At 56.5% G+C, this 20,086-nt stretch carries 18 protein-coding genes; 12 read left to right on the plus strand and 6 right to left on the minus strand.

Annotation, left to right across the window (positions count from 1 at the left end; translation table 11 throughout):
• The first annotated feature begins 46 nt into the window (after positions 1-46).
• The 6 genes from WM46_RS06550 (at position 47) to patD (ending at position 7,144) form a co-directional block, all read left to right on the plus strand.
• Positions 47-1,456 (plus strand): PLP-dependent aminotransferase family protein, encoded by a 1,410-nt coding sequence (locus tag WM46_RS06550; protein WP_102601778.1) that lies wholly within the window; start codon positions 47-49, stop codon positions 1,454-1,456.
• Between the two features lie 324 nt (positions 1,457-1,780).
• Positions 1,781-2,926, plus strand: coding sequence for a putative ABC transporter substrate-binding protein YdcS (ydcS, locus tag WM46_RS06555; RefSeq protein WP_102601779.1), 1,146 nt, complete (start codon positions 1,781-1,783; stop codon positions 2,924-2,926).
• A 17-nt stretch (positions 2,927-2,943) separates the two neighbouring features.
• The gene (locus WM46_RS06560; protein ID WP_102601780.1) at positions 2,944-3,957 is read left to right on the plus strand and encodes an ABC transporter ATP-binding protein; all 1,014 of its coding nucleotides are present in this window, start codon (positions 2,944-2,946) and stop codon (positions 3,955-3,957) included.
• Positions 3,958-4,902: an ABC transporter permease gene (locus tag WM46_RS06565; RefSeq protein WP_102601781.1), complete on the plus strand. Its 945-nt coding sequence runs from the start codon at positions 3,958-3,960 to the stop codon at positions 4,900-4,902.
• Entirely contained in the window at positions 4,892-5,698 is an 807-nt protein-coding gene (locus WM46_RS06570; protein WP_102601782.1) for an ABC transporter permease, read from the plus strand. Before WM46_RS06565 ends, WM46_RS06570 begins: the two co-directional genes overlap by 11 nt.
• Before the next feature lie 21 nt (positions 5,699-5,719).
• Positions 5,720-7,144, plus strand: a complete 1,425-nt coding sequence (gene patD, locus WM46_RS06575) for an aminobutyraldehyde dehydrogenase (protein ID WP_061077567.1) — start codon at positions 5,720-5,722, stop codon at positions 7,142-7,144.
• Positions 7,145-7,240: 96 nt separating this feature from the next.
• Here patD and yncL read toward each other — a convergent pair whose 3' ends face one another.
• Positions 7,241-7,336 (minus strand): stress response membrane protein YncL, encoded by a 96-nt coding sequence (yncL, locus tag WM46_RS06580; RefSeq protein ID WP_071887673.1) that lies wholly within the window; start codon positions 7,334-7,336, stop codon positions 7,241-7,243.
• A 193-nt stretch (positions 7,337-7,529) separates the two neighbouring features.
• Between yncL and ortT the strand changes: the two genes are divergently transcribed.
• Positions 7,530-7,703 (plus strand): orphan toxin OrtT, encoded by a 174-nt coding sequence (gene ortT / locus WM46_RS06590; protein ID WP_042318948.1) that lies wholly within the window; start codon positions 7,530-7,532, stop codon positions 7,701-7,703.
• Positions 7,704-7,737: 34 nt separating this feature from the next.
• Here ortT and WM46_RS06595 read toward each other — a convergent pair whose 3' ends face one another.
• The 3 genes from WM46_RS06595 to WM46_RS06605 are packed head-to-tail and all read right to left on the minus strand — an operon-like array spanning position 7,738 to position 14,172.
• Positions 7,738-9,888 (minus strand): virulence factor SrfC family protein, encoded by a 2,151-nt coding sequence (locus tag WM46_RS06595; protein WP_102601783.1) that lies wholly within the window; start codon positions 9,886-9,888, stop codon positions 7,738-7,740.
• Positions 9,885-12,866: a virulence factor SrfB gene (locus WM46_RS06600; RefSeq protein ID WP_102601784.1), complete on the minus strand. Its 2,982-nt coding sequence runs from the start codon at positions 12,864-12,866 to the stop codon at positions 9,885-9,887. Before WM46_RS06600 ends, WM46_RS06595 begins: the two co-directional genes overlap by 4 nt.
• A gap of 4 nt (positions 12,867-12,870) precedes the next feature.
• Positions 12,871-14,172: an SrfA family protein gene (locus WM46_RS06605; protein WP_102601785.1), complete on the minus strand. Its 1,302-nt coding sequence runs from the start codon at positions 14,170-14,172 to the stop codon at positions 12,871-12,873.
• Positions 14,173-14,431: 259 nt separating this feature from the next.
• Between WM46_RS06605 and WM46_RS06610 the strand changes: the two genes are divergently transcribed.
• Positions 14,432-16,030: an ABC transporter substrate-binding protein gene (locus WM46_RS06610; protein WP_102601786.1), complete on the plus strand. Its 1,599-nt coding sequence runs from the start codon at positions 14,432-14,434 to the stop codon at positions 16,028-16,030.
• Positions 16,031-16,039: 9 nt separating this feature from the next.
• Positions 16,040-16,273, plus strand: a complete 234-nt coding sequence (locus WM46_RS06615) for a YdcY family protein (protein WP_102601787.1) — start codon at positions 16,040-16,042, stop codon at positions 16,271-16,273.
• Between the two features lie 79 nt (positions 16,274-16,352).
• On the opposite strand, the gene WM46_RS06620 is transcribed toward WM46_RS06615, so the two are convergent.
• Both WM46_RS06620 and WM46_RS06625 read right to left on the minus strand, forming a co-directional pair.
• Positions 16,353-16,802, minus strand: coding sequence for a DMT family transporter (locus WM46_RS06620; protein ID WP_061077561.1), 450 nt, complete (start codon positions 16,800-16,802; stop codon positions 16,353-16,355).
• The gene (locus WM46_RS06625) at positions 16,799-17,317 is read right to left on the minus strand and encodes a GNAT family N-acetyltransferase (RefSeq protein ID WP_102601788.1); all 519 of its coding nucleotides are present in this window, start codon (positions 17,315-17,317) and stop codon (positions 16,799-16,801) included. Before WM46_RS06625 ends, WM46_RS06620 begins: the two co-directional genes overlap by 4 nt.
• Positions 17,318-17,354: 37 nt before the next feature.
• Here WM46_RS06625 and WM46_RS06630 point away from each other — a divergent pair, with 37 nt between their 5' ends.
• The 3 genes from WM46_RS06630 (at position 17,355) to WM46_RS06640 (ending at position 20,042) form a co-directional block, all read left to right on the plus strand.
• Entirely contained in the window at positions 17,355-17,930 is a 576-nt protein-coding gene (locus WM46_RS06630) for a helix-turn-helix domain-containing protein (RefSeq protein WP_061077559.1), read from the plus strand.
• A gap of 57 nt (positions 17,931-17,987) precedes the next feature.
• Entirely contained in the window at positions 17,988-19,025 is a 1,038-nt protein-coding gene (locus tag WM46_RS06635) for an NADP-dependent oxidoreductase (RefSeq protein WP_102601789.1), read from the plus strand.
• Between the two features lie 351 nt (positions 19,026-19,376).
• On the plus strand, positions 19,377-20,042 hold the full coding sequence (locus WM46_RS06640) for a GntR family transcriptional regulator (RefSeq protein WP_102601790.1): 666 nt from the start codon (positions 19,377-19,379) through the stop codon (positions 20,040-20,042).
• Positions 20,043-20,086 lie beyond the last annotated feature (44 nt).

The raw sequence follows: 20,086 nt of genomic DNA on the forward strand, positions 1-20,086 counted from the left end.
TATACACTGCGAGGATCACCTGCCACGGATCCACGAGTGAATAACAATGAAAAAATACCAGCGTCTGGCTGAACAACTCTGCGAGCAGATTGCCTCTGGCGTCTGGCAACCTGGCGATCGCCTGCCGTCGCTGCGTGAGCAGGTGGTCAGCAGTGGGATGAGCTTTATGACCGTCGGGCATGCTTATCAGTTGCTGGAAAGTCAGGGGCGGATCATTGCGCGTCCGCAGTCTGGCTATTATGTCGCGCCGCGCCCGGTTCATCAGCCAACGGTGCAACCGGTCCAGGTGATGCGCGACGAAGCGGTGGATATCAACACCACTATTTTTGAGATGCTACAGGCCAGCCGGGATGCGTCGGTGATGCCGTTTGCCTCAGCATTTCCCGATCCGCGTTTATTTCCCCTCCAGCAACTGAACCGTTCTCTGGCGCAGGTGAGCAGAACCGCAACCGCGATGAGCGTAATTGAGAATCTGCCGCCGGGTAACGCGGAACTACGCCACGCCATTGCCCGTCGCTACGCCTTACAGGGCATTACCGTCTCGCCGGATGAAATCGTCATCACCGCCGGGGCGCTGGAGGCGCTCAACCTCAGCCTGCAAGCGGTGACGGAACCGGGTGACTGGGTGATTGTCGAAAACCCTTGTTTCTATGGCGCGTTACAGGCGCTGGAACGACTGCGGCTTAAAGCGCTGTCGGTTGCCACTGACGTGAAGGAGGGGATCGATCTCGCGGCGCTGGAGCAGGCGTTGCAGGCGTATCCGGTTAAAGCATGCTGGCTGATGACCAACAGCCAGAACCCGCTCGGCTTTACCCTCAGTCCGGAGAAAAAGGCGCGTCTGGTTGAGATACTCGATCGCCATAATGTGATGTTGATTGAAGATGACGTTTACAGCGAACTCTATTTTGGCCGGGAGAAACCGCTGCCGGCCAAAGCGTGGGATCGGGCTGACAAGGTGCTGCACTGCTCGTCATTCTCCAAGTGTCTGGTACCGGGTTTTCGCATTGGTTGGGTCGCCGCAGGCAAACACGCCCGCCAAATCCAGCGTTTACAACTGATGAGCACACTCTCCACCAGTTCGCCGATGCAACTGGCGCTGGTCGATTATCTCTCGACGCGCCGTTATGACGCCCATCTGCGCCGCCTGCGTCGTCAACTGGCAGAACGTAAACAGCAGGCCTGGCAAACGCTGCTGCGCCATCTCCCTGCCGAAGTGAAAATACATCACAACAACAGCGGCTATTTTCTCTGGCTGGAACTGCCGGAATCACTGGATGCGGGCGAACTGACCGCGCAGGCGTTGGCTCACCACATCAGCATCGCGCCGGGGAAAATGTTCTCGACCTCAGACACCTGGAAACGCTTTTTCCGCTTCAATACCGCATGGGGTTGGGGAGAACGTGAAGAAGCCGCGGTAAAACAACTGGGGCAACTCATTCGCGCGCAGATGAAATAAAACGTGCGCGCGATTCAATATAAAAGAATAGCGCGTTCTTATTTAGAAAATATCAGCAAAAAATGTACGACTTTATTTCCCGCAGACCATCATAGGAAATATCAATAGCTTTTACTTTTCCTCCGCGTCAGCTAACCCCTTGTCTATACTCCAGAAGATAACCACATAACGCCGCAGTCCGGGGCGTAATGCGCGTCATGTCACAACCTGATTAAATTTCCTCGTGCCGGGAGGTGCGCTGACGGCGCGCCGACTATTTTTAGGAAAGGACATATATTTACGGCAAGGCTGCCGCTCAATATTTTGCGACAGGAGTAAGATCTTATGAGCAAGAAATTTGCCCGCAGCAGCCTGTGCGCGCTCAGTATGACGCTGATGACCGCGCACGCCGCCGAACCGCCCACCACTTTAGGCCAGGCCGAAGGTCGCCTGGATATTATCGCCTGGCCGGGTTACATCGAACGCGGTCAGACCGATAAACAGTACGACTGGGTAACACAATTCGAAAAAGAGACCGGCTGTGCGGTTAACGTCAAAACGGCGGCGACATCGGATGAGATGGTCAGCCTGATGGCGAAAGGGGGCTACGATCTGGTCACGGCCTCTGGTGATGCCTCGCTGCGTCTGATCATGGGTAAACGCGTGCAGCCGATCAATACGGCGCTCATCCCGAACTGGAAAAACGTCGATCCCCGCGTGGTCAAAGGCGACTGGTTCAACGTGGCGGGCAAAGTCTACGGCACGCCATATCAGTGGGGGCCGAACCTGCTGATGTACAACACACAAACCTTCCCGACGCCGCCAGATAGCTGGAACGTGGTGTTCGTTGAACAAAACCTACCGGACGGAAAAACCAACAAAGGCCGCGTTCAGGCCTATGACGGACCGATTTACATTGCCGATGCGGCGCTGTTCGTGAAGGCTACCCAGCCGCAACTGGGGATCTCGGACCCGTATCAACTCACCGAAGAACAGTACCAGGCGGTGCTGAAAGTGCTGCGCGCACAGCAACCGTTGATTCACCGTTATTGGCACGACACCACGGTGCAAATGAGCGATTTCAAAAATGAGGGCGTCGTGGCCTCGAGCGCCTGGCCATATCAGGCGAACGCACTGAAAGGCGAAGGACAACACATCGGCACAGTGTTCCCGAAAGAGGGTGTCACCGGCTGGGCTGATACCACCATGTTGCACAGCGAAGCCAAACACCCGGTTTGCGCCTACAAGTGGATGAACTGGTCGCTGACGCCAAAAGTTCAGGGGGATGTGGCCGCCTGGTTTGGATCGCTGCCCGTGGTTACCGAAGGCTGTAAAGCCAGTACGCTGCTGGGCGATAAAGGCTGCGAAACCAATGGTTACCGCTATTTTGACAAAATCGCCTTCTGGAAAACGCCTGTCGCTGAAGGCGGTAAATTCGTGCCGTACAGTCGCTGGACGCAGGATTACATCGCCATCATGGGCGGTCGTTAACGTCACTGGGGTGATTTATGACGTACGCAGTGGAGTTTGACAACGTCTCGCGCCTGTACGGTGACGTGCGGGCGGTCGATGGCGTCAGTATTGCGATTAAAGACGGGGAATTTTTCTCTATGCTGGGGCCATCCGGCTCCGGCAAAACCACCTGCCTGCGCCTGATTGCCGGATTCGAGCAGCTTTCGGGCGGCTCGATTGCCATCTTTGGCAAGCCAGCCAGCGATTTGCCGCCCTGGGAACGGGATGTGAACACCGTGTTCCAGGACTATGCGCTGTTTCCGCACATGTCGATTCTCGACAATGTCGCCTATGGTCTGATGGTCAAAGGCGTGGATAAAAAACAGCGTCATGCTCAGGCTCGCGAGGCGCTGGAGAAGGTGGCGCTGGGGTTTGTCTTTGAGCGCAAGCCGTCACAGCTTTCCGGCGGTCAGCGTCAACGGGTGGCGATCGCCCGGGCGCTGGTCAACGAGCCGCGCGTGCTGTTGCTGGATGAACCGCTCGGTGCGCTGGATCTGAAACTGCGCGAGCAGATGCAACTGGAGCTGAAAAAACTCCAGCAGTCGCTGGGGATCACGTTCATCTTCGTGACGCACGATCAGGGCGAAGCGCTGTCGATGTCCGATCGTGTGGCGGTCTTTAACAATGGACGCATTGAACAGGTGGATTCACCGCGTGAGTTATACATGCGACCGCGCACGCCGTTTGTTGCGGGTTTCGTCGGGACATCGAACGTCTTTGACCCGACGATGGCCTCAAATGTCTGCGGAATGACGGGCTGTTTCTCGCTGCGCCCGGAGCATATCCGGCTCAATGTCCCAGGCGAGATCCAGGCGCAGGGGGTGATTCAGGCGGTGCAGTATCAGGGGGCCGCCACTCGTCTTGAGCTAAAGCTTACCGGCGGTGAAAAGCTACTGGTCAGCCAGGCCAATCAGACGGGAGAACCCTTTGCGACCACACTTGCACCCGGTCAGCCGGTGATGGTGTCCTGGCCGCGCGAGGTCATGGTACCGCTGGTCGAGGAGAGGTGAATGGCAATGAACGTGCTCTTCACGCCTTCACGGCCCGGCGGTTTAAGTAAACTCACCGGTTTTTTCTGGCGTCATCCCGGGCTGGGACTGTTTTTGCTGCTGCTTGGCCCGCTGATGTGGTTTGGTATTGTCTATTTCGGTTCGCTACTGACGCTGCTGTGGCAGGGGTTTTACACCTTTGACGACTTCACGATGTCGGTGACGCCGGATCTGACGCTTGCCAATCTTCGTGCGCTGTTTAATCCCGCCAATTACGACATTATTTTACGCACGCTGACGATGGCGATCGCGGTGACGATAGCCAGTGCGATTCTGGCGTTTCCGATGGCGTGGTACATGGCGCGCTATACCCGCGGCAAGATGAAAGCGTTTTTTTATATTGCGGTCATGCTGCCGATGTGGGCGAGCTATATCGTTAAAGCCTATGCCTGGACGCTGCTGCTGGCAAAAGATGGTGTGGCGCAATGGTTTCTGAACCATCTTGGTTTAGAACCCTTACTGACCAGTCTGCTGACGCTGCCAGCCGTGGGAGGAAATACGCTCTCGACGTCGGGATTAGGGCGTTTTATGGTGTTCGTCTACATCTGGCTGCCGTTCATGATCCTGCCGGTTCAGGCCGCGCTGGAGCGGTTGCCGCCGTCTCTGTTACAGGCGTCCGCCGATCTGGGCGCTCATCCGCGCCAGACCTTCCGTTATGTGGTTCTGCCGCTGGCGATCCCCGGAATTGCCGCCGGTTCGATCTTCACCTTTTCCCTGACGCTGGGGGATTTCATCGTGCCGCAGTTGGTGGGCCCGCCGGGTTATTTCATCGGCAACATGGTCTATTCGCAGCAGGGGGCGATTGGCAACATGCCAATGGCGGCGGCGTTTACGCTGGTGCCGATCGTGCTAATAGCCCTTTATCTGGCGTTCGTGAAACGTCTGGGAGCGTTCGATGCACTCTGAGCGCGCACCGTTTTTCCTCAAACTGGCGGCCTGGGGCGGGGTTATTTTCCTGCACTTCCCGATTCTGATCATCGCGACCTATGCGTTTAACACTGAGGACGCGGCCTTTAGCTTTCCACCGCAGGGACTGACGCTGCGCTGGTTTAGCGTTGCTGCGCAGCGTAGCGATATTCTGGATGCCGTGACGTTGTCACTAAAAATTGCCGCGTTATCGACGGCGATTGCGTTGGTGCTGGGCACACTGGCTGCGGCGGCGCTCTGGCGGCGTGATTTTTTCGGCAAAAACGCCATCTCGCTGTTGCTGCTGTTACCGATCGCCTTACCGGGGATTGTCACCGGTCTGGCGCTACTGACCGCGTTTAAGACGGTCAATCTCGATCCGGGTTTTTTCACCATTGTGGTCGGTCACGCGACATTCTGCGTGGTGGTGGTGTTTAACAACGTGATAGCCCGCTTTCGCCGTACTTCATGGAGCCTGGTGGAGGCGTCTATGGATCTTGGCGCGAATGGCTGGCAAACCTTCCGTTTTGTCGTGCTGCCAAATCTGGGCTCGGCGCTGCTGGCCGGGGGAATGCTGGCGTTCGCGCTGTCATTCGATGAAATCATCGTCACGACCTTTACTGCCGGTCATGAACGGACGCTGCCGCTGTGGTTGCTCAATCAGTTAGGGCGACCACGCGACGTGCCGGTGACGAACGTCGTGGCACTGCTGGTTATGCTGGTCACAACCATTCCGATTCTGGGGGCGTGGTGGCTCACGCGTGAAGGCGACAGCGTCGCCGGAAACGGTAAATAAACAACGATATGGGAAAATGCTATGCAACATCAATTACTGATTAATGGCGAGCTGGTCAAGGGTGAAGGTGAAAAGCAGCCCGTCTATAACCCTGCCACCGGCGAGGTGCTGCTGGAAATTGCAGAAGCGTCTCCCGCTCAGGTGGATGCGGCCGTCCTTGCCGCCGATCGTGCGTTTAGCGAATGGGGGCAGACGACCCCAAAAGTGCGCAGCGAGCTGCTGCTGAAGCTGGCGGATGTCATTGAGCAGAATGCGCAAGAGTTTGCTGAACTGGAATCGCGCAACTGCGGTAAACCGCTGCACTGCGCGCTCAATGATGAGATCCCGGCGATTGTCGATGTGTTTCGCTTTTTCGCCGGTGCCGCCCGTTGTCTGAACGGTCTGGCGGCGGGGGAATATCTGGAGGGACATACCTCGATGATTCGCCGCGATCCGGTCGGCGTGGTGGCCTCCATTGCGCCGTGGAACTATCCGCTGATGATGGCGGCGTGGAAACTGGCCCCCGCGCTGGCTGCCGGCAATTGCGTGGTGATTAAACCTTCGGAAATCACGCCGCTGACCGCGCTGAAACTGGCGGAATATGCCAAAGATATCTTCCCGCCGGGTGTGCTCAATGTGCTGTTTGGCAGAGGCAAAACGGTTGGCGATCCGCTGACCGGACATAAGAAGGTGCGTATGGTCTCGTTAACCGGTTCCATCGCTACCGGTGAGCACATTATCAGCCACACTGCGCCGTCGATTAAGCGCACGCATATGGAACTGGGCGGTAAAGCGCCGGTGATTGTGTTTGACGATGCCGATGTGGATGCGGTGGTCGAAGGCGTGCGCACGTTCGGCTTCTACAATGCCGGTCAGGATTGTACCGCCGCCTGTCGCATTTACGCGCAAAAGGGCGTTTACGACGCGCTGGTTGAGAAACTGGGGGCTGCCGTAGCCAGCCTGAAAACCGGTGCACCGGAGGAAGAGTCGACCGAACTGGGGCCGCTGAGTTCACTGGCACATCTGGAGCGCGTCACCAAAGCCGTTGAGGATGCGAAAGCGCTGGGACATATCAAGGTGGTCACCGGGGGAAAAAAAGTGGACGGGCCGGGCTATTACTTTGCCCCGACGCTGCTGGCTGGCGCTAAACAGGAGGATGCGATTGTCCAGCGGGAAGTGTTTGGTCCGGTGGTCAGTGTGACCGTCTTCGAGGATGAAGAGCAGGTACTGGACTGGGCCAATGATTCGCAATATGGCCTCGCGTCGTCGGTCTGGACGCGTGACGTCGGACGCGCTCACCGGGTCAGCGCGCGTCTGCAGTACGGCTGTACGTGGGTTAACACCCATTTTATGCTGGTGAGCGAAATGCCGCACGGCGGACAGAAATTGTCCGGTTATGGCAAAGATATGTCACTTTATGGGCTGGAGGATTACACCGTGATCCGCCACGTAATGGTTAAACATTAAGGGTAATTTACGCCCGAAAAGTGGCGTGGGAAGATCGTCAGTCGAAGGCAGAGAGAAAACTTCTCTCTGCCTGTCTGCGCCGCAAGCACTCAAGAATTACATAAACCAGCCAAATCTCAATGAAATAAGAGCAAAAAGACCCACAGCAGCAAAGAGATTTATCAACACTACGGTTCTACTGGAAACATTCATATTTGCCACCTTGCGTTAGTGCCCCTTTGTGTATAGTCCGGCATCCTGTGATCCGCAATAGTACGAACCAGGGACTTAACGTAAGCGGCCATAAAAAATGGCAAATGGTTTGACCGAAAGGGATAAAACTTGATGCATGTCAAAAAATGGAGCATATTGCGCGCGATTTATTCCTCTGGCCGGATGCCCGTAAATGTCTTTGTACCAAAAAATGTTGATGTTCTATGCGGTGATGGCCGCGATTGCCTTTCTGATCACCTGGTTTCTCTCGCACGATAAAAAACGCATCCGCTTTCTGAGCGCCTTTCTGGTCGGGGCCACCTGGCCCATGAGTTTCCCGGTGGCACTGTTGTTTTCGCTGTTTTGAGCGGACGTCGCCGGAATCCTTCCCGGCGGATCTCTCAAACCGTTGCCAGCAGCGCGTTTAGCGCCTTTTGGTCGGCTTCAGTCACATCCTGCGGATGCTGATATCCCTTGTTTTCCGTTGCCCGCGTATACAGCGCAACCAGCCAGTCATAAACATAGCGACTGGCGGCGTGCACCGGCTGTTCTTCCAGATGCGTAAGACGCGTCATCGGCTGGCGTTTGACTGCGCTGAAAATCGCCGTTCCTTTCGCGATTCGACTGGCGGGTCGCTCCGTTTCTGCCACGTCGGCATAGCCGAGCCAGGCAATAAAGTTGGCGATGCAGGCGTGCAGCTGGGCGCCGCAAACCTCTTCACGCTGCAATATCTGTTGCAGTTGCTGCGGCAGTTGCAGGCGATAGCTGGCGATCGCCAGTATGTCGACGACCTGACGCAGCGCAGCGGGCGTCAACCCCAGACGCTGTGCCTGACTGTCATCGCGACTCCACTGGCGAATATGGTTGAGCCACAGGCGGTGCGCCTGATAGCCCGTCTCCTTGTTCTCTGACTGCTGCGGCGCGTCACGGACCTCGGCGAAAAGGTCAATGGCCTCATTGAATAAACCGCTGACCTGTTCTTCACGCGGTTGCTGGACGCGGAGCAGGGTTTCAAACTGTTGTACCGCCGGTAACAAACCGTCGAGCAGATCGCCGTGATGCGCCGCCTGCTGCTGTAGCTGTCGAACCACCGCTTCCGCGCTGAGCGCTTCGGCAGGTTGCGCGAGCATCAGTTCACGAACACGCTGTTGATGCTGTTCGCTCAGCGCCTGCAGGCGTGCCTGACGCTGCGGGGCTGAAGTGGCTTGCGACAGCCACTCGATCAGGCGCAGCAGACTGTGTTTGTCCAGCGCCTGCAGGGTGCCCCAGTGCTGGCCTGGTTTTCCCATCAGATGCTGGACCGCTTCGTCCAGATTCTGTTGCGTTGTAAAGCGCGCATCGTGCGGCGTAATGGCCCACACGACGCCGGGCAACGCCGTCTCGCGCATCGGCTGCGTATCGTGCACCCAGTTGAGCAACGTTCTGGCCGTAGACGGTGTTTGCGTGCGGGTGGCGGTGGCGTTGCAGACGACCAGCACGTCGGGCTGCAACTGCTGGCGGTAATGCTCCAGCAACCAGCCGAGTTTGGCCTGCCAGAGCGGCTGTGGGTGACAGAGCGGCGCAAGCGGAATATCCAGCAGATCGACGTTATCGAGTACACCATCTTCCACGCTCAGTACCAGCTCGCGGGTCAGCAGAGCCAGTGATTCCTGGGCCAGGCTGACAGCGTTAAGTAATTTCTCATTCACGATTGGATGGACAACCACATCGCTTTGCGCCTCTTGCGAGGCCAGAAATTCCTGGGTGATAAAACTCTCAGACGGTAAGCCAAACTGATCGACCAACAGGCTCAGCGGCGCGGCGACTTCGCCGGCATGGCCCGTCTGCTGGAGGACCTGCGCCAGTTTCAGCCACTGCTGCGTCAGTTCTGGCTGTTCACCCCACAGCAACGACCAGGCGCTGGCACGGGTTGAGAGGTCGACCGTCGGGAGCAGCAGGGCAAACTGGTGCCACAGCGCGTCATCAATCTGCTGTTGTGATGCGGGGATACCGCGCTGCCAGAAGCGGGCAATGGTCGCCACTTCCTGCGCCGTCACGCCCTGAACCGGGTGTAACTGACGCAGCGACTGCCACTTCTCAATACGCGATTCGATAATCGCTTTTTCCACCTGCCGGTACGCGGGCTGCGCACAGGCCTGGGCGATAAATATCTGCACCAGTTCCGCTTCCGTGACCAGCCGCAGGCGTAACGGCCACTCGTCATCCGGCAGGTTCTTTTGCCGTGTAAAGCGCAGCGCCATGTTGGTTGGCGCGTGTCCGGGGTTGAGATGACTGAAATAGTCAAAGCTGCGGTCCGGGGTAATGACATTGACCTTACCGTTGCCGCTGCTGCACAGCGCGGCAAGGAGGTGCGCTTTCGCCGCCTGCGAGTAGCCGTAAAGCCCAATGCTGGCGCGATCGTGTCGGGCGGCATTGAGGGCGGATTCGGTGGCGGCAGCGCGGTTGAGTTGCGCCAGCAGCGCATCCGCTTCGTCGTCCAGCGCCATAGCGTGCTGACGGGTGCGATTTACCCACGCGATCGCGGCCTGAGTGGTATTCAACATCTTGCTCATTTCAGGTACACGCTCCCGCTGTCAATCCAGTAATGGCTGCCGCTGTGTCGGCGGTCAGCCAGGGTATTCAGTTTTAAGGTCAGGGCATTTGCCGCCACCGGCGTGCCATCCTGTAGCCACGCATCGCTCAGCACAAACGACTCCGGGCCGGTCTCTTTGTTGCCGCCGCGCAATTGCAGACGCACGTTTAACACGCCGTCACCCGCGATATTCTTCGCCAGATCGGCGGAGTTAATGCTCAGCGTATACAGTGGCGTCGCGGGCCAACGACTGTTCGCCAGTTGGCGGAAACCGAGCGTGACGTTACCGCGTAGCGGGAAGTGCACGCGGGTGTCGAGCTTCGCACCGGGTTTATCAAGATCGATATCCTGATACCAGACGTTTTCCTCACGCAACGTATTCACCGTATTGTCGAGTACGCCGAGGTAACGCACGGTCGAGTAGGCGCCAATATCAGCGGCTTTAAAGTTAAAGCGCGGCAGGCGCAGATCCAGCGCCAGGCTGCACAGCATTGCGCCGACCGCGGCGGTGGATTTCGGATTGCCGATGCGCCCCTGTTGGCTGAACGGATACCATTCATGGACGCGGTAGTTGTCCATCCACACCATGCGGTTGACCGGAACCGGCTGCAGATGGCGGATCAGCGCCTGAACCGCCGGGATACAGGTCGGTCTGCCGGTGACCAGCAGGACATCGCAGCAATAATGTGAAATGGCTTCACAGACCGCATGCAGCGGGGAAGTCAGGGTAAACTGACCTGCCAGCATCGCGTCCTGTAACTGGCTGAACTGCACCTGTAACGGGACGCTAAAGAGATCAAACGTCGGCGAGCCCGACGGCAGGGCGTGATCAATCGCCTGCTGAATGTAATTGAGCACGTTGCGGGTCGGACGATGGTTCAGCAGATCGCCAAAGGTGGCGTGCAGTCCGGCCAGAGGATCGTTAATGTCGCTCTTTTCCCACGCGGAAAGGACCGCGTGGCCGAGCGGCATAAAGAGCTGAAGTGCCGTTTGTTGTCGCAAAACAGCCTGGGTATCGATACGCCCGGAATCGCCAAACAGCGTGGCGAGCAGGGCGGCGGCATCCGTCACTCCTGCCTGCTGCAGCCGGGTTTGCAGGGCCGGTAAAATGCATTTCTGGATCACATCCAGCAGCATGTCGTCGCCCGCGACCTTAAAACCTTCGCGGAACAGCAGATGCGGCGTGATTTTTACATTGGCGCCGACGCCGTCGTCCAGTTGATAGTGGACAATCGCCATATCGGTGGTGCCGCCGCCGATATCAATCGAGGCCACGCGTAGCGCCCGGCCTTTCGTTTCGCCAGGTTCCGGCAGACGATCCGGGCGGGCAAGGGTGTTGAAGAATGCTTCGCTGCGTCCGGCGTAATGGGAAATGGCTTCGTTATACAGCCAGACCAGTTGGCCACAGCTGGCCTCGTCCCACTCCATCTGAATTTCTGGTACCGGAACCACGCTTTTTTCCTGCTGCTTGCGGGTGCTGAAGTCTTCATCCTGCGGGTGCCAGCCCATCGCTTTCCAGACAAGGGCTATCGCTTCGAACATGCGCAGACGGAAGATTTCACGTTCCTGTTTCGGCATCGCCGAAGGGAGAGTCAGGATCAACGAACGCAACTGACGCGGAGAAGCAGGGAAACCCAGACGCAGTCGGGTCGCGACACTGTTAATTTGTCCCAGCGCCTGGGCGAGGATCTCGCACAGCATGTGGGTCATCAGCGTACTGCGGCTGTACTGAGGCGAAAACACCGGCAGACGATCATCCTGCGGCAGCGAGTAGAGCGGTTGTCCGTCATCGTTCATCAGGTTCATCAGCGGAAAGGCGGTGGCAAGCGGTTCGCGCTGGGTTTTGCTGTTCATCTGGCTGAAGCGCCAGTCATGCAGCACCGGCGTTTCATCCCACAGATAGCGGCGCGGACTGGAAATGCCGCTGTTACCGTCCGTTCCCGTACGCTGCATCGCCAGCTTGCGCGCTTCGTCACCGACCCGCACAATTGACGGCCAGATGAATGCATCTTCACGGCCGCTTTCGACCGAGAAATGCTGCTTACCAAAGCGGGCTTCTGAAAATTCAAGACGACTGGTGAACAGCGGATCGTTGAGATACTGCGGTTCGCTGAGCGAACGGACCTGCAGTTCCGCCGTCTGGCGCAGCCCGTCATTGGCGTCGCCGTGATCTTCAATCAAGACGCCGCAGGTATGGGTATTACCGACATCCAGAATCAAATCGACCGGGATCGCCGGGGTACTGAGGGTGTGGGTCACCAGTTTGACTTCCGGTACAGCGAGTTGTTCACCCAGCAGCGTCAGCAGGTTCAGCCAGTGCGCCTGATACTCAAAGTTACGCAGCGCCAGGCTGATGGTCTGCTCAGTCCGGTTTTCCTGCAGGCTGACGTGGTTGAGGAATGCCTCGCGTAGCCAGCCGTCAATCCAGGTCTGATCGAGAAAATCGGCGATCTCATCATCGCGCCAGGCGAGGGCAAAACGGGTGCCGTTCAGCAGATCGTTTTCGCCGGGCGCAAGCGAGGCGGGGGCATTCTCGCTCAACTGGCTATCGAGCGCGAGCGTCACGCGATGGGTGTTGCCCGCGCTGTCGGGTTCGGCAAGCTTACGCACCTGAACGCGCGCCCAGTTGTCTGGCCCTTCAACGAAGGTGCGCGGCGGATTAAAACGCAGGAACGGCAGCGGCAGCCAGATGCCGTCGAGAACCTCCAGAGAGTAATGCAGCGTTTGCGTACTTTCCGGTTTCACCACTTCCGGCTGCGAGCCCGGTCGTGCAGGCAGGGTATAGCGACCATTCGCCAGATCGTAATCCAGACGCAGCAGGGGGCCGTTGGCCGTTTTACGCACGAAGCGACCATGATGCGCGGATTCCTGCGGCGTCAGTCCGAAGTCGAGAAACTGTACGCCGCTGTTTGCGATGAGCGTAACGCTCTGTTTGTAATCACACAGATTCACCAGCATAAAATCAGGCCCCTGTCTTCTTGAACGTCAACGGGATCGCGGCTTTCGCATCAAAGCGGGCGGTACAAACGGCGACATCGTTGGTCCCGGCTTTACAGGTGATTTCCGGCATCGGATAACGTGAACCGTCGGTGCAGCGCGCATTGCCGCGACTCTTAATCATTAATTCCCCGCTCTGATGCAGCCCTGAGAAGAGATCCGCGCGGCAGACAATGTTATCGCCGTGAACCACGCGCGCCGTGCCTTTATTATTCAGGATCTGGTAGCGCAGAGATGGCGCTTTACCGGTGACGGGATCTTTCACGTCCACCATGACGCGCCAGTTCCCGTTGAGAAAGCGCGTGGTGCCAGCCTTCATCTGATTCGCATCCATTACCAGCGCGTCTTTCGGGATCGCGGCAATCACCACCGGCTCATCGGCCGGTTTATCTTTTTTCACTGGCGCAATGACCTCTGCCTGATGCAGCGGCAGCGCGACGATGAGCGTTGGCAAAGGCGCCATTTCCGGTTGAGGCGCATTGACCACTTCTGTGGCAATGGCGGGTGTCGGCGATTTCCACAGCAGCGGGGCGGCAATGGCGGCAACGATCACCGCGGCGACAGGCAGACTCCAGAGCGGCAGGCGACGTGACGGTTTGACCGGAACAGGCGTCACTTTTTCTTCTGTGATCACGGGAACCGGCTGCGGGGGAATCACCGATTCAGGCTCGCTGACTGGCACGATTGGCGTGGAGAGCAGCGGTTCATCCGCCTGGGCAAACGTCACTTCAGGAGCGGGCTCTTCGACAGGTTCTGGTTCAATATGAATTTCCGGTTCGGGTTCTTCCTGGATGCGCAGGCATTCCAGTACATCCTCACGGGTGTTCTCATTGAGATTGATAAATCCCCAAAAAGTGATGACCGGTTTGCCATCTACCAGAAAAACGTGATTCTCACCCGGAAACTGGACGGCCTTTTCCAGCAGCGAACCAAACAGCTGCAATGATGTTTTCCCGGACTGCAGGCTTTTGCGGCTCAGCGATGCGGCGCTTTCCAGCGTCGCGGAAAGGTAGCGCAGGGCGCGAAAGCGAGCCTCTTCATCGGCGGCTTTCCACGCGACGGATGCGCCTTCGAGGGGAGAGTACCAGTCAACCCGATCGCCGCTGTCATTGACCTGTGGAATGGCGAGACAATCTACCATCGCCTGCTGCTTACGCAGACGGAGCGTTTCACGAATTTGTAGTGCTGAATCAAAGACGGCCTGGCCGCCACCGCCGACGGCCTGATAATCATCCAGATTGCCGCTGCGCAAGAGTGTTTTTGCCACGATAAGGTCCCTAAGACTTTTTCACGCATCTACTTTACGGATTCGTGGCTCAGGCAAACGGTGGAAGAGAGGCAAAAAGGGGTGAATTTTCTGGGCATAGAGGCGTTGACGTTTTCGAAAAGCCTTAACGGAAATTCTGTGGCGAAAGATCCAACAAAAATGCGCGGATTCGCATAACCTGAGACGGATTTGTTATTTTTCAGTTTTCTTAATCTATGCTCCTATAACCCCCTCAATAATAACGATGAAGGTTCATATCATGTCCACAGGGAAAACGCTGCTCGCACTGGCGCTCAGTGCAGTGCTACCGACCGGAGCCGCGCTTGCGGCAAATAACGACACGATTGTTTACTGTTCAGAAGCTTCGCCTGAATCCTTTAATCCGCAAATTGCCAGCTCAGGACCGTCGTTTGTCGCCAGTTCACAGGTGCTCTACAACCGGCTGATCAATTTCGACCCGGTAAAAAACACGCCGGTACCGTCGCTGGCAACGGACTGGACCATTTCAGAGGATGGCAAAACGTATACCTTTACGCTGCGTCAGGGCGTGAAGTTCAACAGCAACAAGTTCTTCAAGCCGACCCGCGATTTCAACGCTGATGACGTTATTTTCTCGGTATTACGCCAGAAAGAGGCCACGCACCCGTACCACAATGTGTCGCAGGGAAGCTACGAGTATTTCAACGACGTCGGCTTCGATAAGCTGATTAAAGAGGTGAAAAAGGTCGACGACTACCACGTGCAGTTTGTGCTGAGTGAGCCAAACGCCGCGTTCCTTGCCGACTGGGGAATGGATTTTGCCTCGATTCTCTCGGCGGAATACGCCGACGCCATGCTGAAAAAAGGGACACCGGAAAACGTCGATAACTGGCCGATTGGTACCGGCCCGTACGTGCTGCAACAGTACAAGCAGGATTCGCAGATTCGCTATCTGGCGAACCCGAATTACTGGGACGGCGAGGTGCCGACAAAGCATCTGATCTTCTCCATCACGCCAAACGTTCAGACGCGGATGGCGAAACTGCAAACCAACGAATGTCAGATTATCCCGGCGCCATCACCGGTGCAGTTTGATGAAATCAAAAAGAACAACGATCTGACGCTGCATGCCGTTGAGGCGCTCAACGTCGGTTATCTGGCCTTTAATACCGAGAAAAAGCCGTTTGATAATGTGCTGGTGCGTCAGGCGCTGAACTACGCCACCGATAAACAGGCGATCGTGAAAGCCGTCTTCCTCGGTTCGGCGAAAGTGGCAAAATCACCGATCCCGCCGAACATGATGGGTTTTAACCCGGAGCTGAAGGATTACGCGTACGATCCTGAAAAAGCGAAAGAACTCCTGAAACAAGCCGGGCAGGATAAAGGGTTTGAGGTGACGCTCTGGTCAATGCCGGTGCAGCGACCGTATAACCCTAACTCGCGACGCATTGCCGAGATGATTCAAAGCGACTGGGCAAAAGTGGGGGTCAAGGCGAAGATTGTCTCTTACGAGTGGGGCGAATACCTTTCCGGCATGCGTAAAGGCGAGCATGACAGCGCACTGTTTGGCTGGATGTCGGATAACGGCGACCCGGACAACTTCGCTGATGTACTGCTGGGCTGCAACAGCATCAAAACCGGATCGAATGCCGCACGCTGGTGTGATAAGGAGTATGATTCACTGGTCCAGAAAGCGAAGCTGGTCAGCAAACCGGAAGAGCGTGTGAAACTCTACCAGCAGGCGCAAGAGATTTATTATCAGCAGGCGCCGTGGATTGCACTGGCAAACGGCAAAACGTTCTACGCCACGCGCAGTAACGTGACCGGTTACAGCGTCAGCCTGATGGGCAGTGATTTTTCAAAAGCAAAACTGAATTAAGGAGTTTTTATGTCGCACCTGGATGAGGTCAGCGCCCGTGTTGATGCCGCCATTGATGAGGGCGTCATTACCCATATGAACGAACTGTTGGTAGCCCTGAGCGATGACGCGCAGTTAAGCCGCGAAGACCGCTACACGCAGCAACAGCGGTTAAGAACCGCAATTGCGCACCACGGTCGTCAGCATAAGGAAGATATGGAAGCGCGTCGCGAACAACTCACGAAAGGCGGCACGATCCTTTGATTTTGGTGCAGTGTGCCGGATGACGCTGCGCTTATTTGGCATAGGATGTAGGCCTGATAAGCGTAACGTCATCAGGCGTTCAAAACTGGCGTCTGGCCACCAGCCAGGCGCCGACCACCAGCATTACGGCGCCGCAGACCGGGCCGATCAAGGCTCTGAGCGGAACACCGTGGCTGCGTAGAATATCCAGTACGAGACCGCCAATGAGCTGGCTGGCGACCAGTACCGCAATCGTGGTCGCAGCCCCCACATGCTGATAGCCGCTGATGCTGGCAAAGACGAAAAACGAGCCCAGCAGACCCGGAATCAGCGTCCACCAGCGCACGCTGGCGACCAGTTCACCAAATCCCGCCATTCCCTGTTTGAACCACAGAATGCTGACAAACAGCACAATTCCGACCAGCGAGTTTAACAACATGGCGATCAGGATAGTCGATGAGGTTTGCGTAATCCGCACCATCAGGGTGTTTTGCACCACCAGACCGATACCGGCGGCGATCAGGAAGGCGAGGGTGAGCGACTGGTTCATCCGTGCGCGTCCGGTTCGCGGCGATCGTCAAGCTGTAACTGCATGAAGGTCAGATCCAGCCAGCGGCCAAATTTGGTGCCTACCTGCGGCATCTGCGCTGTGGTGTTAAACCCGAGCGTTTCGTGCAGATGCAATGAGGCGTGGTTCTGTGACTCAATGCCGGCGACCATCACATGTTTACCACAGCGGCGGGCTTCCTCAATTAACCGGCTCAGTAACTGGCGTCCCAGTCCTTTTCCCTGATGTTCCGGATGGACATACACCGAGTGTTCGACGGTATGGCGAAAGCCATCAAAGTTGCGCCAGTCCCCAAATGAGGCGTAGCCTGTGACAACGTCACCTTCCACGCTCACCAGTACCGGATAACCCAGCGCCTGCCGCGCCTCATACCATGCGATGCGATTATCAGTATCGACCGTCTGGTCGTTCCAGATGGCCGCCGTATGCAGCACCGCATGGTTATAGATCTCTGCGATGGCGGCGCAGTCCTCTTTGCTGGCGAATCGAATAGACATGTTGAACCTCAGGGGTTGTTCACTATAGTATTACGATATGAATACTATTGAAGACAGCATAAATCAACGGATCAGTGCAAGAATTCGCATTGAACGAGAATCCCGCAGCTGGTCGCTTACCGATCTGGCTGAACGGGCAGGCGTGTCGCGCGCGATGATCCACAAAATTGAACGCGGTGAAAGCAGTCCAACGGCGACGCTGCTTGGCAGGCTCTCCGGGGCGTTTGGCATCAGTATGTCCACGCTGATTGCCCGTGCTGAAATGCAGGAGGGCAAACTGTCCCGTTTCGCCGATCAGCCCGTCTGGCATGACCCGCAGAGCCACTATCTGCGCCGCCATGTGTCGCCGCGCAGCGATTTACCGATCGATCTGGTGCAAATTGAATTGCCGGCGGGTAGCGATATCCCGATGCCTGCGTCATCGTATGTTCAGGCCCGGCAGCTGATCTGGCTGCAGCAGGGCGAACTGGTGTTTGTGGAAGGTGACACGCGCCACGAGATGAAGGCGGGAGACTGCCTGGAACTGGGGCCGCCGAATGACTGTCGTTTTATCAATGAGACGGCGCAACCCTGCGTTTACCTCGTTGTGCGCTTAAATCAGGCCGGGAGTTAATGACCGCCGCGGCCTGCTACTATTGATGGATTCATGCCAAAAGCAGAGGAGAACATCATGGCTCAACAAACACACCGTAACCGTCGCTGGGTGTTAGCATCCCGGCCCCATGGCGCACCGGTGGCAGAGAATTTTCGTCTGGAAGAGGACGATGTCGCCACCCCTGGCGAAGGCCAGGTTTTACTGCGTACGATTTTTCTCTCGCTCGATCCCTATATGCGCGGGCGTATGAGCGATGAACCGTCATACTCGCCGCCGGTTGAGGTAGGCGGTGTGATGGTGGGTGGCACCGTCAGTCGTGTTGTGACGTCAAACCATCCTGACTATAAACCGGGTGAATGGGTTTTGAGCTACAGCGGCTGGCAGGATTATGCAATCTCCGACGGCACGGAACTGGTGAAGCTTGGGGATCATCCTGAAAATCCGTCATGGGCGCTTGGCGTGCTGGGGATGCCCGGATTCACCGCCTATATGGGATTACTGGACATTGGCCAGCCAAAAGCGGGCGAGACGCTGGTCGCAGCGGCTGCCACCGGTCCTGTCGGCGCCACGGTTGGACAAATCGGTAAGCTGAAGGGCTGTCGCGTGGTGGGCGTGGCTGGCGGTGCGGAAAAATGCCGTCATGCTACCGAGGTGCTGGGCTTCGATCTCTGTCTGGATCACCATGCCAGCGATTTTGCTGAACAACTGGCGAAAGCCTGCCCGCAAGGTATTGATGTCTACTACGAAAACGTGGGCGGGAAAGTGTTTGATGCCGTTCTGCCGTTGCTGAATACCTCGGCGCGGATCCCTGTTTGTGGACTGGTCAGCGGTTATAACGCGACAAACTTACCGGCAGGGCCTGACAGACTGCCGCTGCTGATGGCGACGCTGCTGAAGAAACGGATCCTTATGCAGGGCTTTATCATCGGTCAGGATTACGGGCATCGCATTCACGAATTCCAGCAGGAGATGGGGCGCTGGGTGAAAGAGGGGAAAATCCACTACCGCGAGCAGGTTACCGACGGCCTGGAGAATGCACCGCAGGCTTTCATCGGCCTGCTGACCGGTAAAAACTTTGGCAAAGTGGTGATACGTCTGGCCGACGACGCGTAAACAATATCTGGCGGCGAGAGCCGCCATAAAAAAAATGGGCAAATTTTTAAATTCCAGCTTTAATTATACCCTAAATAATTCGAGTTGCAGGAAGGCGGCAAGGGAGTGAATCCCCAGGAGCTTACTCAAGTAAGTGACTGGGGGGAATGAGCGCAGCCAACGCATCTGCAACTTGAAGTATGACGGGTTTATAGCACCGCGTAACCGACGAATAATCTGTCGGGGCAGTTAAAATAACGTGGGTAAATTACTATTCTTTACGTTTTACATTTTTCATACCAGGCGATATTTATATCAATTAGGCGATTTAGCTTAATTGCGATTGGCTATGTTATGAGGTGAAGAAATAGAATGCCTGGTATGGAAAAAACGCAACATATAAGTCTGACCACGCAGGTTGAAAGAGGGCTAAAAGACAAACTAAGCATTGGCGCTTTACGCCCCGGGGCCAGGCTTATCACCAAAAATATCGCGCAGGAGATGGGGATCAGTATCACCCCGGTCCGGGAAGCGCTGCTACGACTGGTCTCCGCCAGCGCGTTGGCAATCGCGCCCGCACAGGCGTTTATGGTTCCGGATATCACGATGTCGCGGTTTAGCGAGATCATACACATCCGCTGCGAGCTTGAAGGCATGGCGGTAATGACGGCGACGGGCGAGGTGACGGCGGAGCGGATGGACATTCTGCATGCGCTTCTGGCGGACTATCAGCAGGCCCACGAGAGTGGTACGGTTGAGGATCGCCTGTTGGCGAACCGGGCGTTGCGCTTCAAAATCTATCAGTTTGCGAATATGCCCACCCTGGTTGAAATGATCGAGCAACTTTGGGTGCGCATGGGGCCGAGTCTGCATTTTCTCTATGACAGGGCAAAGCATGACGCGTATCAACACAACGTCGGGCATTATCAGGAATTGCTGAATGTGATGGCGACGGGAAATAAAGATGCCAGCCGTCATTGTTTAATTGATCTCATCAATAAAAATGTAGCGATAATTAAACAACAATACCATCATTAAGCCTGGCTTAAATATAGCGGGGAATATCCCCGCTAGTACGTCAT

Source organism: Citrobacter freundii complex sp. CFNIH2, assembly GCF_002880615.1.
Taxonomy (GTDB): Bacteria; Pseudomonadota; Gammaproteobacteria; order Enterobacterales; family Enterobacteriaceae; genus Citrobacter_A; species Citrobacter_A amalonaticus_F.

Excerpts from the sequence above, each read along its gene's own strand:
- WM46_RS06640 (WP_102601790.1), top strand. The coding sequence starts at position 19,377 with ATGCCTGGTATGGAAAAAACGCAACATATAAGTCTGACCACGCAGGTT.
- WM46_RS06600 (WP_102601784.1), bottom strand. The coding sequence starts at position 12,866 with ATGCTGGTGAATCTGTGTGATTACAAACAGAGCGTTACGCTCATCGCA.
- WM46_RS06615 (WP_102601787.1), top strand. The coding sequence starts at position 16,040 with ATGTCGCACCTGGATGAGGTCAGCGCCCGTGTTGATGCCGCCATTGAT.
- WM46_RS06560 (WP_102601780.1), top strand. The coding sequence starts at position 2,944 with ATGACGTACGCAGTGGAGTTTGACAACGTCTCGCGCCTGTACGGTGAC.
- yncL (WP_071887673.1), bottom strand. The coding sequence starts at position 7,336 with ATGAATGTTTCCAGTAGAACCGTAGTGTTGATAAATCTCTTTGCTGCT.
- WM46_RS06630 (WP_061077559.1), top strand. The coding sequence starts at position 17,355 with ATGAATACTATTGAAGACAGCATAAATCAACGGATCAGTGCAAGAATT.
- WM46_RS06625 (WP_102601788.1), bottom strand. The coding sequence starts at position 17,317 with ATGTCTATTCGATTCGCCAGCAAAGAGGACTGCGCCGCCATCGCAGAG.
- WM46_RS06595 (WP_102601783.1), bottom strand. The coding sequence starts at position 9,888 with ATGAGCAAGATGTTGAATACCACTCAGGCCGCGATCGCGTGGGTAAAT.
- WM46_RS06550 (WP_102601778.1), top strand. The coding sequence starts at position 47 with ATGAAAAAATACCAGCGTCTGGCTGAACAACTCTGCGAGCAGATTGCC.
- WM46_RS06565 (WP_102601781.1), top strand. The coding sequence starts at position 3,958 with ATGGCAATGAACGTGCTCTTCACGCCTTCACGGCCCGGCGGTTTAAGT.
- ydcS (WP_102601779.1), top strand. The coding sequence starts at position 1,781 with ATGAGCAAGAAATTTGCCCGCAGCAGCCTGTGCGCGCTCAGTATGACG.
- ortT (WP_042318948.1), top strand. The coding sequence starts at position 7,530 with ATGTCTTTGTACCAAAAAATGTTGATGTTCTATGCGGTGATGGCCGCG.
- WM46_RS06620 (WP_061077561.1), bottom strand. The coding sequence starts at position 16,802 with ATGAACCAGTCGCTCACCCTCGCCTTCCTGATCGCCGCCGGTATCGGT.
- WM46_RS06570 (WP_102601782.1), top strand. The coding sequence starts at position 4,892 with ATGCACTCTGAGCGCGCACCGTTTTTCCTCAAACTGGCGGCCTGGGGC.
- WM46_RS06635 (WP_102601789.1), top strand. The coding sequence starts at position 17,988 with ATGGCTCAACAAACACACCGTAACCGTCGCTGGGTGTTAGCATCCCGG.
- patD (WP_061077567.1), top strand. The coding sequence starts at position 5,720 with ATGCAACATCAATTACTGATTAATGGCGAGCTGGTCAAGGGTGAAGGT.
- WM46_RS06610 (WP_102601786.1), top strand. The coding sequence starts at position 14,432 with ATGTCCACAGGGAAAACGCTGCTCGCACTGGCGCTCAGTGCAGTGCTA.